Here is a 16,490-nt window from a genome sequence, read left to right on the forward strand (position 1 = left end):
TTATACTCTTGGCTATAATTTATAGTCCTTTCCATAATTGAGTATAAAACCATGTCCAAGCACAGCGGCTTTGTGTTTCGCCGCCCCACCCTGGCAAGCAGTATTGCCGATGGCCTGGTGGGGGCCGGTATTCAGGATTTCACCTCCGGCCTGTTTCTCGCGGCGCCCCGACGCACGGGCAAAAGCACTTTTTTGCGCGAAGACCTGATTCCGGAATGTCAGCTGCGGGGCTGGCTGGCGGTGTATGTCGACCTGTGGGCCGACAAGGAAAAAGACCCCGCCGAGCTGATCGCAGGTGCCATTGCGGGGGCGTTGGTGCCGTTTGAAAAGGGCATTCGCAAACTGGCAAAGAGCATTGGCATCGAGAAACTAAGCTTTCTGCGTACGCTTTCCTGGGACTTTACCAAGCCACGATTGCCTGTCGGTGCGACGCTGACCCAAGCGTTGGAATTGCTCCATAGGGCTGCAGAAAAACCCGTTGTACTGGTGATTGACGAAGCACAGCACGCATTAACCACCGAGTCAGGTATCAATGCGATGTTCGCGTTGAAGGCTGCCCGGGATCAGCTCAACCAAGGCCGTGACGAGGAGGGCAGCGGTTTGCGCCTGGTGTTTACCGGCTCCAATCGCGACAAACTCGCCCATTTGGTATTGGGTAAAAGCCAGCCATTCTTCGGTTCCAGCATCACGCCGTTTCCGCTGCTGGGCAAAGCGTTCACCCAGGCCTACACCGTGCACCTCAACGCGCACCTGGCCAAGAACAACCAATTCAACGCGGCTGACATTGATGAGGCGTTTGAGCTGGTAGGTCGGCGTCCCGAGATGTTGCGCACGATCATCGGTGAAGTCGCATTGGAGCTGGGCGAGGCGAGCAATCTTGGCCAACTGCTGCACAGTCGCGCAGAACTGCTGCGCGCGGGTGTATGGACCGAGTTCGAAAGCGCCTGGAACGCCCTGACCATCCCGCAACGTGCGGTGTTGCAGGTGATGGTGGTGCGTTCGCAAAGCAATGAGCCATTTGCGCCGTTTACCGACAGCACGATTACCGCAGTCAGCAAGGCATTGGAGGTTATGCGCAGCGATGTGGTGCCCGGGACCCAGACCATTCAGGCCTGTATCGATGCCCTGCGCGACAAGGAATTGGTATGGAAGTCGAGCCGGGGAGGGTATGCCCTGGAAGACAAGTCGTTCGGGGATTGGCTGCTGCACAAAACCCGCATACCGACTAACGAGTGAAACCCGATGTAGCGCAGTTTATAAGGGAATCATGGAAGGTGTAGGAAGTTTCTTTTTTTCATCGCTAACGGAGACTTATAGCCAAGGACTGCTAACGTCCTATGGGTCTTAGAAGTGGCTCTTGACCAAATGCTTTTGAAATGAAGCGCGCAGGCCAGGAAGCCACTACTTAACCAGAAGAGGTTGGCATGCTTAGAAAACTAGTTACTGTCATCGCGTTCGCGACCACCCCGGCGTGGGCAGCCCAGGCGTCTGCACCTTTCACCGGAGCCGACTACAGCGGGCGCTATGAATGTACCGGCCAGGATAAACATATAGGCAGCTATAAGGGTGTTGTTGATATGGCGCTCGACGCCAAGCAAAGTACTGGCAAGTACGCCGCCTACACCTTCACCTTGACCTTGGAAGACAAGTCCCGTTATGACGGAATGGCCGCCGGGACTTCGGACGCGCTGGGCGTTTATTTTGCTCACACCGACCCTGTCTTGAAAGACTTCGGCGTGGGGGTCGCACAAATGACGTCAACCCCGGAGGGCAAAGTGTCCTTCGTTAAGTACTACTACACGCCTGAATACGAAGGCGGTGGTCACGGCTTGGAACACTGCGTCAAAAGCTGATGGGTAATTACTTTTTCATCAGGGTTGAGCAGGCTGTTTTATAAGCTTCATGCTGATACTTGTTCAACGTCGTCGGCAGATCAAAGCTGTGCTTCTTGTTTTGCGCATTGATGGTCTGCGGCGACAGCAGCGTCACCTCCACCCCATCCAGCAACTGAAACACCCCTTCGATCTTGAACGTCGTCGGGCCACCGGCGAACTCGCCTTTTTTACTGCGTTTCTTGATGGCAATGCGCGTGATGCCGTTGGCTTGAACGAACGCCTTCACCTGGGCGGCGAAAGCTTTTACGTTGGCCGCATCATCGTCGTCTTCAAGGGCGATTTTCTTGGTGGCCAGGGCGACGTGGGTCAGCGCCTGGTTGTCCAGGGAGGCGACGGCGATGATGGCTTCGCTGCCTTTGATTTCGATGCCGCAGATGGTCATGAGCGGGTCCTTTGCGAGGGAGAGGCTTCAGGAAAGGGCTTATTGAAATGCAATTCAAAGAGCTGCTCTATTGTCTTGCTCATTGGTTGAAGTTGGGAAATTTCTATCTTAAGTTTCAATAAGCTTGCTTCTTTGATTTTAATATCTAGCTCATTCAGTACTTCGCCGGGCTTTTGTATTTTCTGAAACCAGCGGCTAAAACCTATCACCGTGCACAGTGACGTGAGCGTCGCGTACAGACCTATGAAAATATAAAACTCTTTTTCGTGGACGAGCAGATAGTCCATGAACGTGTCGAGGTTATCTTTCTCTCGTTCTTTGTATGTAGAAAGTTTTCTTTCTTGTATAACGAGGCTGTTCTTCAGGAAGGTGACGTCGTTGTTGAATGAATCCGGCAGATCTGCGATTTTATGCAGCTCCGGTGTGCCTTTCTCAAGTGCTTCAATGCGTTTAGTGAAGTCGTTTACCATTTGCTCCGTTTGCGAATGGTGGCTTTCCTCGCGTGTTTCTTTTTGGAACCTGTAGTCCAGATAAGAAAAAATAGACACCAGTGTCAGCGCACCTGCAATTAGCCATAAACCAAATACAGCAAGCAACTTATAAATATTGTCGGTGGGTGGAGATGGAAGCCATTGCATGCCGAAAATTCCTTAAATCAGCGTCAGGTAGCGAAAAGCGACAGTGGGACGCTTCTATTGTAGGAATATAGTTACTGTTCTTGGCCAATCGACTCCAAAAACTCCGAACGCTCATCACTCATGCGCGCCAGGCAGTCGTTGTGCGCAATCGCATAGGCCTTGGTGCCGGTCACTGCCGGGAAGGTGTCCACTGCACAATCGGCGTCGCGCAGTTTTTCCCACTTCTGCTGCGCATCCTTCAGACGGGCGGTAATGTCCGCCAGTTTGGTCTTGTCGCTGCCGTAGGTCGAACCCATGCGCTCCAGCAACCCCTGATAGTTATCTTTGAGCAATTGCTCGGCGGTGGTCTTGTTGTAGGTGGCGCATTCCAAGGTTTGCTGGTCGTTCTCGATACCGTCGCACGGCGTGCTGTCGGTGTCTTCGGCCGCGTGGGCGGTGGTTGCGATGAGTGCCAAAGCCAGGAAAATCGATTTCATTGCGCCGTCTCATATCACGTGATGCGCAATTCTGGCTCAAGCGTAAGACAAAGAACAGCCGACCGTGGGGCCTGTCTTCGCAGGCTTTGTCGCGGATTGACGCTTTCGGCAATTCCCCTGTCGTTTTTGCACCCGGCTCCGTCGGTCCCTGGGCATATGCTGGCCCCAAAGCGCCGGCAGACGATTCGGCGCATGAATCGCCAATAAGGGGACGCCTGATGAGCCCAGCCGAGTTGCACGCCGACAGCATCGTTATCGACGGTCTGATTATTGCCAAGTGGAACCGCGACCTGTTCGAAGACATGCGCAAAGGTGGCCTCACCGCCGCCAACTGCACGGTGTCGGTGTGGGAAGGCTTCCAGGCCACGATCAATAACATTGTCGCCAGCCAGACCCTGATCCGTGAGAACAGCGACCTGGTGATCCCGGTGAAAACCACCGCCGACATCCGCCGCGCCAAGGAGCAGGGCAAGACCGGCATCATCTTCGGCTTCCAGAATGCCCATGCCTTTGAGGACCAGCTCGGCTATGTCGAGATCTTCAAGCAGCTCGGCGTGGGGGTGGTGCAGATGTGCTACAACACCCAGAACCTGGTGGGCACCGGCTGCTACGAGCGTGATGGCGGCCTGTCGGGTTTCGGTCGCGAGATCGTCGCCGAGATGAACCGCGTCGGCATCATGTGCGACCTGTCCCACGTGGGCTCCAAGACCAGCGAAGAGGTCATCCTCGAATCGAAAAAGCCGGTGTGCTACTCCCACTGCCTACCGTCCGGGCTTAAAGAGCACCCGCGCAACAAGTCCGATGAAGAGCTGAAGTTCATTGCCGACCATGGCGGTTTTGTCGGCGTGACCATGTTCGCGCCGTTCCTGGCCAAGGGCATCGACTCGACTATCGACGACTACGCCGAAGCCATCGAATACACCATGAACATCGTCGGCGAAGACGCCATCGGCATCGGCACCGACTTCACCCAGGGCCATGGCCAGGATTTCTTCGAAATGCTCACCCATGACAAGGGCTACGCCCGCCGCCTGACCAGCTTCGGCAAGATCATCAACCCGCTGGGCATCCGCACCGTGGGTGAGTTCCCCAACCTCACCGAGACCCTGCTCAAGCGCGGCCACAGCGAGCGCGTGGTGCGCAAGATCATGGGCGAGAACTGGGTCAACGTGCTCAAGGACGTCTGGGGCGAATAAGCCACTGCTCGCTTAATCCTTCACCCGCCGCCATCCGCGTGGCGGGCATCAAAACGAATTTTCTGGAGTTAAGTTTCCATGGCCAAGATCGCCCCGCAATTGCCAATTGAAGTCGACAGCGAAACCGGTGTCTGGACCTCCGACGCCCTGCCGATGCTGTACGTGCCACGCCATTTCTTCGTCAACAACCACATGGGTATCGAAGAAGTACTGGGGGCCGACGCCTACGCCGAGATCCTCTACAAGGCCGGCTACAAGTCCGCCTGGCACTGGTGTGAAAAAGAAGCTGAATGCCACGGCCTGGAAGGCGTCGCGGTGTTCGAGCACTACATGAAGCGTCTGTCGCAACGCGGCTGGGGCCTGTTCAAGATCCAGGACATCGACCTGGATAAAGGCACCGCTAGCGTCAAGCTGGAACACTCGGCGTTCGTCTACGTGTACGGCAAGGTCGGCCGCAAGGTGGACTACATGTTCACCGGCTGGTTTGCCGGCGCCATGGACCAGATCCTTCAAGCGCGTGGCAGCAAGATTCGCACTGTCGCCGAACAAGTCTACGGAGGCTCCGAAGAGGGCCACGATGATGGTTTGTTCACCGTCAAACCGTTGTAAGCCGAGGACCGTGCCATGGCTTTCGAAGCAATGTTCCAGCCGATCCAGATCGGCAAACTGACCATCCGCAACCGGGTGCTCAGCACTGCGCATGCCGAGGTGTATGCCACCGACGGCGGCATGACCACCGACCGCTATGTGAAGTACTACGAAGAGAAAGCCAAGGGCGGTATTGGCCTGGCGATCTGCGGTGGCTCCTCCGTGGTGGCCATCGACAGCCCGCAGGAATGGTGGGCGTCGGTGAACCTGTCCACCGACCGCATCATCCCGCACTTCCAGAATCTGGCCGATGCCATGCACAAGCATGGCGCCAAGATCATGATCCAGATTACCCACATGGGCCGGCGCTCGCGTTGGGACGGCTTCAACTGGCCGACCCTGATGTCGCCGTCCGGCGTGCGTGAGCCGGTGCACCGTGCCACCTGCAAGACCATCGAGCCAGAAGAAATCTGGCGTGTGATCGGCAACTACGCCCAGGCTGCGCGTCGGGCCAAGGCCGGTGGCCTGGACGGGGTGGAATTGTCGGCCGTGCACCAGCACATGATCGACCAGTTCTGGAGCCCGCGGGTCAACAAGCGTACCGACGAGTGGGGCGGCAGCTTCGAGGGCCGCATGAAGTTCGGCCTGGAAGTGTTGAAGGCCGTGCGTGCCGAAGTGGGGGATGACTTCTGTGTGGGCATGCGCCTGTGCGGTGACGAGTTCCACCCGGACGGCTTGTCCCACGAGGACATGAAGCAAATCGCCAAGTACTACGATGACACCGGCATGCTCGATTTCATCGGCGTGGTGGGCTCGGGTTGCGACACCCACAACACCCTGGCCAACGTCATCCCGAACATGAGCTACCCGCCGGAGCCGTTCCTGCACCTGGCGGCCGGCATCAAGGAAGTGGTCAAGGTTCCGGTGCTGCACGCGCAGAACATCAAGGACCCGAACCAGGCCACGCGCATTCTGGAAGGCGGCTATGTGGACATGGTCGGCATGACCCGTGCGCATATCGCCGACCCGCACCTGATCGCCAAGATCAAGATGGGCCAGATCGACCAGATCAAGCAGTGCGTGGGCGCCAACTACTGCATCGACCGCCAGTACCAGGGCCTGGATGTGTTGTGCATCCAGAACGCTGCGACCTCCCGTGAATACATGGGGGTGCCGCACATCATCGAGAAGTCCACCGGGCCCAAGCGCAAGGTGGTTGTGGTGGGGGCCGGCCCGGCCGGGATGGAAGCCGCGCGCGTGGCGGCTGAGCGTGGCCACGACGTGACGCTGTTCGAGAAAAAGGAGTTTATCGGCGGGCAAATCACCACGGCATCGAAAGCGCCGCAACGTGACCAGATCGCCGGTATCACCCGTTGGTATCAACTGGAGCTGGCGCGTTTGAAAGTCGACCTGCGCCTGGGTGTTGCAGCCGATGCCGAGACCATCCTGGACGTGCGTCCGGACGTGGTGGTGCTGGCGGTGGGCGGGCACCCGTTCATCGAGCAGAACGAACACTGGGGCGCCGCCGAAGGCTTGGTAGTGAGCAGTTGGGACGTGCTCGACGGCAAGGTTGCGCCGGGCAAGAACGTGCTGGTGTACGACACCATCTGTGAATTCACCGGGATGTCGGTGGCCGACTTCCTGGCCGACAAAGGCAGCCAGGTGGAGATCGTCACCGACGACATCAAGCCAGGCGTGGCAATCGGCGGTACGTCGTTCCCCACGTACTACCGCAGCATGTACCCCAAGGAAGTGATCATGACCGGCGACATGATGCTGGAAAAGGTCTACCGCGAGGGCGACAAGCTGGTGGCCGTGCTGGAGAACGAATACACCGGCGCCAAAGAGGAGCGGGTGGTCGACCAGGTCGTGGTGGAGAACGGCGTGCGTCCGGACGAGGCCATTTACTACGGGCTCAAGGAAGGTTCGCGCAACAAGGGCCAGATCGACGTTGAAGCGCTGTTTGCGATCAAGCCGCAGCCATGCCTGAGCGAGGCGGGCGAGGGGTACTTGCTGTTCCGCATTGGTGACTGTGTGGCCCAGCGCAATACCCACGCCGCCATCTATGACGCCCTGCGCTTGTGCAAGGATTTCTGACGCACCTGATCGTTCCCACGCTCTGCGTGGGAATGCCGCCCTGGACGCTCCGCGTCTGCTTTTAAGGTCGTGACGCAGAGCGTCACAGGATGCATGCCCACGCAGAGCGTGGGAACGATCTTAGTGGGAGCTTCACCATGCTGAATACCCTTCTTCCCATCCTGCTTTTTGCCGCCCTGGGCCTCGCCGTCCTCGGCGCCTTGCGCCGGGTGAACATGTGGCGCCGTGGCCGCTCATCCAAAGTCGACCTGCTGGGTGGCCTCTTGGCCATGCCCAAGCGCTACATGGTCGACCTGCACCACGTGGTCGCCCGTGACAAATACATCGCCAACACCCACGTAGCGACGGCGCTGGGCTTTGTGCTGTCGGCGCTGCTGGCGATTGTGGTGCACGGTTTCGGCCTGCAGAGCCGCATTCTTGGTTATGCCCTGCTGCTGGCGTCGACATTGATGTTTTTCGGCGCGATCTTCATGTACCTGCGCCGCCGCAATCCGCCTGCCCGCCTGTCCAAAGGCCCGTGGATGCGCCTGCCGAAAAGCCTGATGGCCTTCTCGGTGAGCTTCTTCCTGGTGACCTTGCCGGTGGCCGGGATTCTGCCCGCCGATTTCGGCGGCTGGCTGCTCGCGGCATTGCTGAGTGTGGGCGTGTTGTGGGGCGTGTCCGAGATGTTCTTCGGCATGACTTGGGGCGGGCCGATGAAACACGCGTTTGCCGGAGCCCTGCACCTGGCCTGGCACCGTCGCGCCGAACGCTTTGGCGGCGGCCGCTCCACCGGTTTGAAACCCTTGGACCTGAGCGATAAAACCGCGCCACTGGGCGTGGAAAAACCCAAGGACTTCACCTGGAACCAACTGCTCGGCTTCGACGCCTGTGTGCAGTGCGGCAAGTGCGAAGCGGCGTGCCCGGCGTTTGCCGCGGGCCAGCCACTGAACCCGAAAAAACTCATCCAGGACATGGTGGTCGGTTTGGCCGGTGGCACCGATGCCAAGTTCGCCGGCAGCCCGTACCCCGGCAAACCGGTGGGCGAACACGGCGGCAACCCGCACCAGCCGATCGTCAACGGCCTGGTGGACGCCGAGACCCTGTGGTCGTGCACCACCTGCCGCGCCTGCGTGGAAGAATGCCCGATGATGATCGAGCACGTGGACGCCATCGTCGACATGCGTCGCCACCTCACCCTGGAAAAAGGCGCGACGCCGAACAAGGGCGCTGAAGTCCTGGAAAACCTGATCGCTACCGACAACCCCGGCGGGTTTGCCCCCGGTGGGCGCCTGAACTGGGCGGCAGACCTGAACCTGCCGTTGCTCAGCGACAAAGGCAGTTGCGATGTGCTGTTCTGGGTCGGCGATGGCGCCTTCGACATGCGCAACCAGCGTACCCTGCGCGCTTTCGTCAAAGTGCTCAAGGCCGCCAAGGTCGATTTCGCCGTGCTCGGCCTGGAAGAACGCGACAGCGGTGACGTGGCGCGGCGCCTCGGTGACGAAGCGACATTCCAGTTGCTGGCCACGCGCAATATCCAGACCCTGGCCAAGTACAGCTTCAAGCGCATCGTCACCTGCGATCCGCACAGCTTCCATGTGCTGAAAAACGAATACGGCGCCTTCAACGGCAACTACCGCGTGCAGCACCACAGCACCTTCATGGCCGAGCTGATCGGCGAGGGCGCGCTGAACCTGGGCCAGCACAAAGGCAACAGCGTGACCTACCACGACCCGTGCTACCTGGGCCGCTACAACGGCGAATACGAGGCGCCGCGCCAAGTGCTGCGGGCTTTGGGTATCGAGGTCAAGGAAATGCAACGCTCGGGCTTCCGTTCACGCTGCTGCGGTGGCGGTGGCGGTGCGCCGATCACTGACATCCCCGGCAAGCAACGTATCCCCGATATGCGTATGGACGACATCCGCGAGACCGGTGCCGAACTGGTGGCCGTGGGTTGCCCGCAATGCACGGCGATGCTTGAAGGCGTGGTCGAACCGCGCCCGTTGATCAAGGACATCGCCGAACTGGTAGCCGACGCGTTGCTTGAAGACGCCGCGCCGGCCAAAGCCCCCTTCAAGCGTGAACCTGCGGAGGTGCACTAATGAGCGATATTATCCGCCGCGACCCCCGGGCCGAATGGATCGCCCGTAACCGCCTGCACCCGTTGCACGCGGCGATGCAGCCGGTGCAACACAGCTGGATGGGGCCCAACGGCATCATTCGCAAAAACGTGCATGGTGTCGGTTTTATCGGGCCCAACGGCATCAAGCGCATCGACCGCAGCGGTGCCCAGCAGGGCGGCGCGGCCAAGCGCACCGCGGCAGTGGAAGTGCAATTGCCGCTGCATCAAGTGCCGACCCCGGCGTTCTACATCAACGTGGTGCCGGACATGGTCGGTGGCCGCCTGAGCAGCCACGACCGTGACCTGCTTGGCTTGGCGCGCCAACTGGCCGGCAATGACGGCGCGGTGTTGGCAGTGGTGTTCGGTGAACACAAGGAAAGCGCCTTTGCCACGGCCGGCGTCGACCGGCTGCTGGTGCTGGAGGGGCATGAGTTCGAGGGTTATGCACCGGAGCAACGCGTGCAGGGCCTGCGCGCTGTGGATAACCAATTCAGCCCGCGCCACTGGTTGCTGCCAGACAGCCGCAGCGGTGGTGGTGAGCTGGGGCGGCGCTTTGCCGCCAGCCTCAAGGAACGCCCGGCGACGCGGGTGTGGCAGATCAAGGGCGAGGAATGCATCGGCCGTGCCGGTGCCGGCCAGGAAGACCTGGCGCGGCCGTTGCCCCGTCTGATCCTCGCTGCCGCCGAATGTGCCGACCCGGTCAGCGAGACCCGCCACGAAGTCTTGCCCTTGGAGTTATCCACAAGCCTGGCGCGCAGTTTGCCTCGTATCGAAGACCTCGGCGCGGTGGCGGTCGATCCGGCAGCGATTCCGATGGCCGAGGCAGAGTTCATTTTCTCCGGTGGCAACGGCGTGAAGGATTGGGCGCTGTTCCACCAGACCGCCGCGGCCCTGGGCGCTACTGAAGGCGCCTCGCGGGTGGCAGTGGACGATGGCTTCATGGCGCGTGATCGCCAGGTCGGCGCCAGCGGCACCTGGGTGACTGCGCGGGTGTACGTGGCGGTGGGCATTTCCGGGGCGATCCAGCACCTGCAAGGCATCGGTGCCTGCGACAAGGTGGTGGCGATCAACCTCGACCCAGGGTGCGACATGATCAAGCGTGCCGACCTGTCGGTGATCGGCGAAAGCGCCGCGATACTGCACGCCTTGATCGCGGCGGTCGAGACCTACCGCAACGGCGCCAAGCGCGATGCAGCCTGAGGATATGACCATGACGAACACTGTATTCAGCCTGGTGTCCATCGGTGCTCACCCCACCTCCGGGCGTCCACGCCGCGCCGAGCAGGATGCGCGCGCGGTTGAGCTGGGGCTGCAACTGGCTGGGGATAAGTTGCAGGTGCTGCACGCTGGTGATGTCAGCGAGCCGACCCTGCGCAGCTACCTGGGCATGGGCCTGCCGCAACTGCAGGTACTGGAACAACCGGCCGGCTCGGACGCCTTGCCGGTGCTCAGTGAGTATCTGCGCGACGCCGGTGCTCAAGTGGTACTGACCGGGAGCCAGGCAGAAACCGGCGAAGGTTCGGGAATGCTGCCGTTCCTCTTGGCCGAGCAACTGGGCTGGCCGCTGATTGTGGGGCTGGCCCAGGTGGAGTCCATCGACGCCGGCGTAGCCCTGGTGCTGCAGGCGCTGCCTCGCGGCCAGCGACGGCGCTTGAAGGTGCGCCTGCCGTTTCTCGCCACTGTGGATAACGCCGCGCCCAAGCCACGCCAGAGCGCCTACGGCCCGGCGCAACGGGGTGAACTGGCCGCCCATGACGTTGAGATTGAACACGACGAGTTATTCACAGGCGCACTGTTGCAACCGGCCAAGCCACGGCCAAAGCGCCTCAAGGTGATCAAGGCCAAGAGTGGTGCCGACCGTATGAAGGCCGCAACGGCCAAGGCCAGTGGCGGCGGTGGGCAGGTGCTCAAGGGCGTGAGCGCTGAAGAGGGCGCGCAAGCGATTCTCAAGCTTCTGGTAGACGAGGGCGTCGTACGCTGAACCCTGACCACCACCAAACCTTGTGGGAGCTGGCTTGCCTGCGATAGCGGTAGGTCAGCAACCCATGCATCCGTTGACGTATTGCAATCGCGGGCAAGCCCGCTTCCACATTTTCCTGCTTTATCTTGGGCTTACCCACAATGCCTGTTGATCCGCCTGTGGATAACCTGTTCGCGGGTGTCCACAAGCCCGGCATATCAAGCTCTGCAGCCCTCTGTACGAAAAATAACCAACCTAACTTGCGGTTTTTGCTCGGGTTTTCACCGGGTTTAGGCCTCGACTTGCCCCCAAAGTCTGTTGGCGCTTTTGTGGATAAGATGTTCGCTATCCGCTACAAGCCTTATAAAACGTGGCTTTCGAGGGGTTGGTCAATAATTGATCAAATCTCACATATTCGCCGTTTAAACGGCTGGATATCCCCGATTCATGAGGGTTTCAAGGGCTTTTCCACAACCCGAACAAAGTTGCCCCCAAAGTCTGTTGGTGCATCTGTGGATAAGGTGTTCGCTTACCGCTGCAAGCCACGCCAAACAAGGCTCTTGGAGGATTGATCAATAAATGAGCTGCTCAAGATAAAACCCGCAAGTTTGAATAAGTCACGGATTTTATTGATTTAATTTGCGAGCACGGCGCACTTGCCCGCAATTGCTGTGGGTGGCTTTGTGGATAAGTTGTTGGGTAAAGGCTGGAGGGCAGGGCGCTAGGGGCTTGCGCGAGAACTGATGTAGGAGCGAGCTTGCTCGCGAAAAACGTCAACGATAACGCGTGTTTCCTGGATGAACGCGGTGCCTGTGAGTTTTTCGCGAGCAAGCTCGCTCCTACATTGTGATCTATGGGGGGCAGTTATTCGTGTGCGGCCACACCTTTTAGGTACGGCGCCGGAGCAGCGCCCAGGTTGCTCAACATGCGCTCGCTGTACCAATCCACAAAATTCACCACGCCAAACTCATAGGTCTTGGAGTAAGGGCCTGGCTGGTAGGCGGTGGAGTTGATGCCGCGCTGGTTCTCTTCGGCCAGGCGGCGATCCTGGTCGTTGGTGGCATCCCACACCTGGCGCATGCGTTCCACGTCGTAGTCCACGCCTTCCACGGCGTCCTTGTGCACGATCCACTTGGTGGTGACCATGGTTTCCTGGGCGCTGATCGGCCACACGGTGAACACAATGATGTGGTCGCCCATGCAGTGGTTCCAGGAGTGCGGCAGGTGCAGGATGCGCATCGAGCCCAGGTCCGGGTTCTTGATGCGGCCCATCAGTTTGGCGCAGCCCTGCTTGCCGTCCAGGGTCATCGACACAGTGCCCTTGAGCAGTGGCATGCGCACGATGCGGTTACGCAGGCCGAAGCTGGCGTGGGCGTAAGGGATTTTTTCGGCATCCCAAGCGGCGGCGGACGCGGCTACGTGATCCTTGAACGCCTGGTCGGCGCGCGGGTCGGTAACGTCGTCCCACTCCAGCAGGGTTTTCAGCAGTTCCGGGTGCGAGGCGTTGCAGTGGTAGCACTCGCGGTTGTTTTCCAGCACCAGCTTCCAGTTGGCTTTTTCGAACAAGGTGGTCTGGATCGCCACCTTGGTGTTCTCCATGTCGTAGGGCTCCATGTAATGGCTGAGCGTCGACAGGAAGTCATCAATGGCCGGTGGATTTTCGGCCAGGCTGATAAAGATGTAGCCGCCAGCAGTCTTCACGTTCACCGGCTTGAGGCCGTACTGCTTCATGTCGAAATCGGCGCCCATCTCGGTGCCGGCGAACAGCAGGCGGCCGTCCAGCTCGTAGGTCCACTGGTGGTAGTGGCACACCAATTTGGCGACCTTGCCCTTCTCGCTGGTGCACAAGCGCGAACCACGGTGGCGGCAGACGTTGTGGAACGCATGCACCACGCCGTCGGCACCCCGGATCACGATGATTGGGTTCTTGCCCACTTGCAGGGTCAGGTAGTTGCCCTTGGTGGGGATTTCGCACGTCATGCCGGCGATCAACCACTCTTTCTGGAAGATCTCCTGCATGTCGATATCAAACAACCGCTCATCAGAGTAGAACGGCTGCGGCAGCGAAAAAGTGCGCTCGCGCTCTTGCAGCATTTGCGCAGTGGCCTTGCGTGCGGGTTCCAGCGGATCGCCCAAGCTTAAGGTTGCGGTGACGTCCATCGTGTGTGTCCTCATGGCCATTCTGTGTGGCCGGCGAATAGTGGCTACGGTTGGTGCTGTGCAAGGCGTAAAGAACGCGTCTTTGTTGGGAGCGAGTGTGGGCCCGGCGTAACGTCGAACCTTATCCATGGGCGACATGGCCCAATCTGATCCCGACGCGCAAGCCCCTGTCTTTGGGGGCTGGTCGCCGTAAGTATGTGAATGTCGCAGATAGGTAAATGGGTGGTTCTCGCGTTACGCAGAATCGCCACCATAAGGCCGACGTCGGCGGTGGAGAACAACATGTCCAATAATTTCCTGAATCCGGTAACCACCCAGACCTGGGCCAATGGTCGGCACATCGTCCGCTGCGTCAAAGTCATCCAGGAAACCTGGGATGTGCGCACCTTCTGCTTCATGGCCGATCAGCCGATCCTGTTCTTTTTCAAGCCAGGGCAATTCGTCACCCTGGAGCTGGAAATCGAAGGCCAGCCGATCATGCGTTCGTACACGATTTCCAGCTCACCGTCGGTGCCTTACAGCTTTTCGGTGACCATCAAGCGTGTGCCGGGCGGCCGGGTTTCCAATTGGTTGCACGACACTTTGCACGAAGGCCAGGAGCTGGCGGTGCACGGGCCGGTCGGGCTGTTCAATGCCATCGACTTCCCGAGCCCGAAAGTGCTGTACCTCAGCGGCGGCGTTGGAATTACGCCGGTGATGTCCATGGCGCGCTGGTTCTACGACACCAACGCGAACGTCGACATGACCTTTATCCACAGCGCCCGCTCGCCCAAGGACATCATCTATCACCGCGAGCTGGAGCACATGGCGTCGCGGATCGACAACTTCAGCCTGCACCTGATTTGCGAAAAACACGGCCTGGGCGAGCCTTGGGCCGGGTATCGCGGCTATCTGAACCACAAGATGCTGGAGCTGATGGTGCCGGACTTCCTGGAGCGCGAAGTGTTCTGCTGCGGCCCTACGCCGTACATGAACGCGGTGAAGCGTTTGCTGGAAGTTGCCGGTTTCGACATGACGCGTTATCACGAAGAATCCTTTGGCGCGACACCGCCCGAAGCCCGTGCCGATGCGGTGGAGCAGGCCGAGCAAGCGGCGGATGCGCCGGAGATCGACCTGGCAGACCTGCATCAAGTGGAATTTATCGCGTCCGGCAAGAGCATTCGCGTGGCGCCGGGGGAAACGGTGCATGCTGCGGCGGCCAAGCTCGGCCTGCTGATCCCCAAGGCCTGCGGCATGGGCATCTGCGGTACGTGCAAGGTCATGAAGCTGGGCGGCGAAGTAGAGATGGAGCACAACGGCGGGATTACCGAAGAGGACGAAGCCGAAGGCTATATCCTGTCGTGCTGCAGTGTGCCGAAGGGTGATGTACGCATCGAATTCTGATCTGCTCGTTCCCAACGCTCTGCGTGGTAACGCCTCCCAGGACGCTCCGCGTCCCGTCGCAACTGAAGGGTGACGCGGAGCGTCACGGGCTGCATTCCCACGCGGAGCGCGGGAACGATCTTTCCGGCAGCAGGCACCTGCTCGTTCCCACGCTCCGCGTAGTAACGCCACCTGGGACGCTCCGCGTCCCGTCGCAACTGAAGGGTGACGCGGAGCGTCACGGGCTGCATTCCCACGCAGAGCGCGGGAACGATCTTTCCGGCAGAAGGCTACATGCTCGTTCCCACGCTCTGCGTGGTAACGCCTCCCAGGACGCTCCGCGTCCCGTCGCAGTTGAGGGGTGACGCGGAGCGTCACGGGCTGCATTCCCACGCGGAGCGCGGGAACGATCCTCCGGCAGAAGGCTACATGCTCGTTCCCACGCTCTGCGTGGTAACGCCTCCCAGGACGCTCCGCGTCCCGTCGCAACTGAAGGGTGACGCGGAGCGTCACGGGCTGCATTCCCACGCGGAGCGCGGGAACGATCTTTCCGGCAGCAGGCACCTGCTCGTTCCCACGCTCTGCGTGGTAACGCCTCCCAGGACGCTCCGCGTCCCGCCGCAGTTGAGGGGTGACGCGGAGCGTCACGGGCTGCATTCCCACGCGGAGCGCGGGAACGATCCTTCCGGCAGCAGGCACATGCTCGTTCCCACGCGCTGCGTGGTAACGCCTCCCAGGACGCTCCGCGTCCCGTCGCAACTGAAGGGTGACGCGGAGCGTCACGGGCTGCATTCCCACGCGGAGCGCGGGAACGATCCTTCCGGCAGCAGGCACATGCTCGTTCCCACGCGCTGCGTGGTAACGCCTCCCAGGACGCTCCGCGTCCCGCCGCAGTTGAGGGGTGACGCGGAGCGTCACGGGCTGCATTCCCACGCGGAGCGCGGGAACGATCTTTCCGGCAGCAGGCACATGCTCGTTCCCACGCTCTGCGTGGTAACGCCACCTGGGACGCTCCGCGTCCCGTCGTAAGGGAAGGGGCACGCGGATCTTCAGAGCCAAGGTTGGATGTCGATCAGGCCTGGCATACCTGCATAGTTGCGCGCGCTGGAGTAACGCCAGTGTTCAGCCAGGTCCACATAGCCCCGCTTTATGGGGTTGTGATGGATGTAATCAAGCTTCTGGCGCATGACTGCCTCGCTGTAAACCAACTCCGCATGTGAACCTTCCTGCCACAGTTGATAAACACGATCTGTCTTGTGTGCACGCTTGCAGAAACGCAGGCGCTGCAATACCCGCTCCGCGCCTTTGCTTTGCAGGTCGTCAATGATGGTGCGGGCGGTGAAGGATTTGAATTGGCTGACGCACTTTCCCAGATCGGGCGCTTGAGCAATAAAGTGCAGGTGATTTTCCAGGATGACGTAACCAAACAAGTTTAAAGCGTGGTTGCTTTGTTGATATCGCCAGCAATCCAGAAGATGGTCCACCAGGTAGTTGCGGGTGAAGAGAGGGAGCCATTCCATGACAGTGCAGGTGAGGAAGTGGGGTTTTTCGGGTTCGGTGATGACATAGCGGCTTCTGCCCACGTGTTCATCCTTGATTTCGGGTGGGCGCGGAGCGTCCGAGGAGGCATTCCCA

At 59.9% G+C, this 16,490-nt stretch carries 14 protein-coding genes; 9 read left to right on the forward strand and 5 right to left on the reverse strand.

Translation table 11 applies throughout. The annotated features are described in order from the left end of the window. The first annotated feature begins 51 nt into the window (after positions 1–51). Positions 52–1,236: an AAA family ATPase gene (locus tag HU730_RS23820; protein WP_096143760.1), complete on the forward strand. Its 1,185-nt coding sequence runs from the start codon at positions 52–54 to the stop codon at positions 1,234–1,236. Positions 1,237–1,424: 188 nt separating this feature from the next. Further along, on the forward strand, positions 1,425–1,853 hold the full coding sequence (locus tag HU730_RS23825) for a hypothetical protein (protein WP_072445575.1): 429 nt from the start codon (positions 1,425–1,427) through the stop codon (positions 1,851–1,853). A 7-nt stretch (positions 1,854–1,860) separates the two neighbouring features. Here HU730_RS23825 and HU730_RS23830 read toward each other — a convergent pair whose 3' ends face one another. The 3 genes from HU730_RS23830 to HU730_RS23840 all read right to left on the reverse strand — a co-directional run bounded on the left by HU730_RS23830 (position 1,861) and on the right by HU730_RS23840 (position 3,391). After that, positions 1,861–2,277, reverse strand: coding sequence for a DUF3010 family protein (locus tag HU730_RS23830; RefSeq protein WP_096143761.1), 417 nt, complete (start codon positions 2,275–2,277; stop codon positions 1,861–1,863). Next, entirely contained in the window at positions 2,274–2,915 is a 642-nt protein-coding gene (locus tag HU730_RS23835; RefSeq protein ID WP_060763971.1) for a hypothetical protein, read from the reverse strand. Before HU730_RS23835 ends, HU730_RS23830 begins: the two co-directional genes overlap by 4 nt. 71 nt (positions 2,916–2,986) lie before the next feature. Then, entirely contained in the window at positions 2,987–3,391 is a 405-nt protein-coding gene (locus tag HU730_RS23840; RefSeq protein ID WP_034128881.1) for a lysozyme inhibitor LprI family protein, read from the reverse strand. A 218-nt stretch (positions 3,392–3,609) separates the two neighbouring features. Between HU730_RS23840 and HU730_RS23845 the strand changes: the two genes are divergently transcribed. The 6 genes from HU730_RS23845 to HU730_RS23870 all read left to right on the forward strand — a co-directional run bounded on the left by HU730_RS23845 (position 3,610) and on the right by HU730_RS23870 (position 11,354). After that, entirely contained in the window at positions 3,610–4,587 is a 978-nt protein-coding gene (locus HU730_RS23845) for a dipeptidase (protein ID WP_032879065.1), read from the forward strand. 78 nt (positions 4,588–4,665) lie between these two features. Then, on the forward strand, positions 4,666–5,196 hold the full coding sequence (locus HU730_RS23850) for a DUF5943 domain-containing protein (RefSeq protein ID WP_008033249.1): 531 nt from the start codon (positions 4,666–4,668) through the stop codon (positions 5,194–5,196). Between the two features lie 15 nt (positions 5,197–5,211). Beyond that, a complete protein-coding gene (gene dgcA / locus HU730_RS23855; RefSeq protein ID WP_014720244.1) occupies positions 5,212–7,272 on the forward strand; it encodes a dimethylglycine demethylation protein DgcA in 2,061 nt (686 codons plus the stop codon). Between the two features lie 137 nt (positions 7,273–7,409). Continuing rightward, complete coding sequence (gene dgcB / locus HU730_RS23860) at positions 7,410–9,353, forward strand: dimethylglycine demethylation protein DgcB (protein WP_186527446.1); 1,944 nt, start codon at positions 7,410–7,412, stop codon at positions 9,351–9,353. Then, positions 9,353–10,573: an electron transfer flavoprotein subunit alpha/FixB family protein gene (locus tag HU730_RS23865; RefSeq protein WP_186527445.1), complete on the forward strand. Its 1,221-nt coding sequence runs from the start codon at positions 9,353–9,355 to the stop codon at positions 10,571–10,573. The genes dgcB and HU730_RS23865 overlap by 1 nt, the downstream gene beginning before the upstream one ends. Before the next feature lie 10 nt (positions 10,574–10,583). Continuing rightward, positions 10,584–11,354: an electron transfer flavoprotein subunit beta gene (locus HU730_RS23870; RefSeq protein WP_034129070.1), complete on the forward strand. Its 771-nt coding sequence runs from the start codon at positions 10,584–10,586 to the stop codon at positions 11,352–11,354. Between the two features lie 843 nt (positions 11,355–12,197). Here HU730_RS23870 and gbcA read toward each other — a convergent pair. Next, positions 12,198–13,493: a glycine-betaine demethylase subunit GbcA gene (gene gbcA, locus HU730_RS23875; RefSeq protein ID WP_014720238.1), complete on the reverse strand. Its 1,296-nt coding sequence runs from the start codon at positions 13,491–13,493 to the stop codon at positions 12,198–12,200. 282 nt (positions 13,494–13,775) lie between these two features. Here gbcA and gbcB point away from each other — a divergent pair, with 282 nt between their 5' ends. Beyond that, positions 13,776–14,876 carry a glycine-betaine demethylase subunit GbcB gene (gbcB, locus tag HU730_RS23880; protein WP_014720237.1) on the forward strand — a complete coding sequence of 367 codons (1,101 nt, stop codon included), beginning with the start codon at positions 13,776–13,778 and terminating at the stop codon, positions 14,874–14,876. Positions 14,877–15,904: 1,028 nt separating this feature from the next. On the opposite strand, the gene HU730_RS23885 is transcribed toward gbcB, so the two are convergent. Next, the gene (locus HU730_RS23885) at positions 15,905–16,438 is read right to left on the reverse strand and encodes a hypothetical protein (RefSeq protein WP_003194866.1); all 534 of its coding nucleotides are present in this window, start codon (positions 16,436–16,438) and stop codon (positions 15,905–15,907) included. Positions 16,439–16,490: the final 52 nt, after the last annotated feature.

The organism is Pseudomonas sp. SWRI22 (genome assembly GCF_014268395.2).
In the GTDB taxonomy this organism is placed as follows: Bacteria; Pseudomonadota; Gammaproteobacteria; order Pseudomonadales; family Pseudomonadaceae; genus Aquipseudomonas; species Aquipseudomonas paracarnis.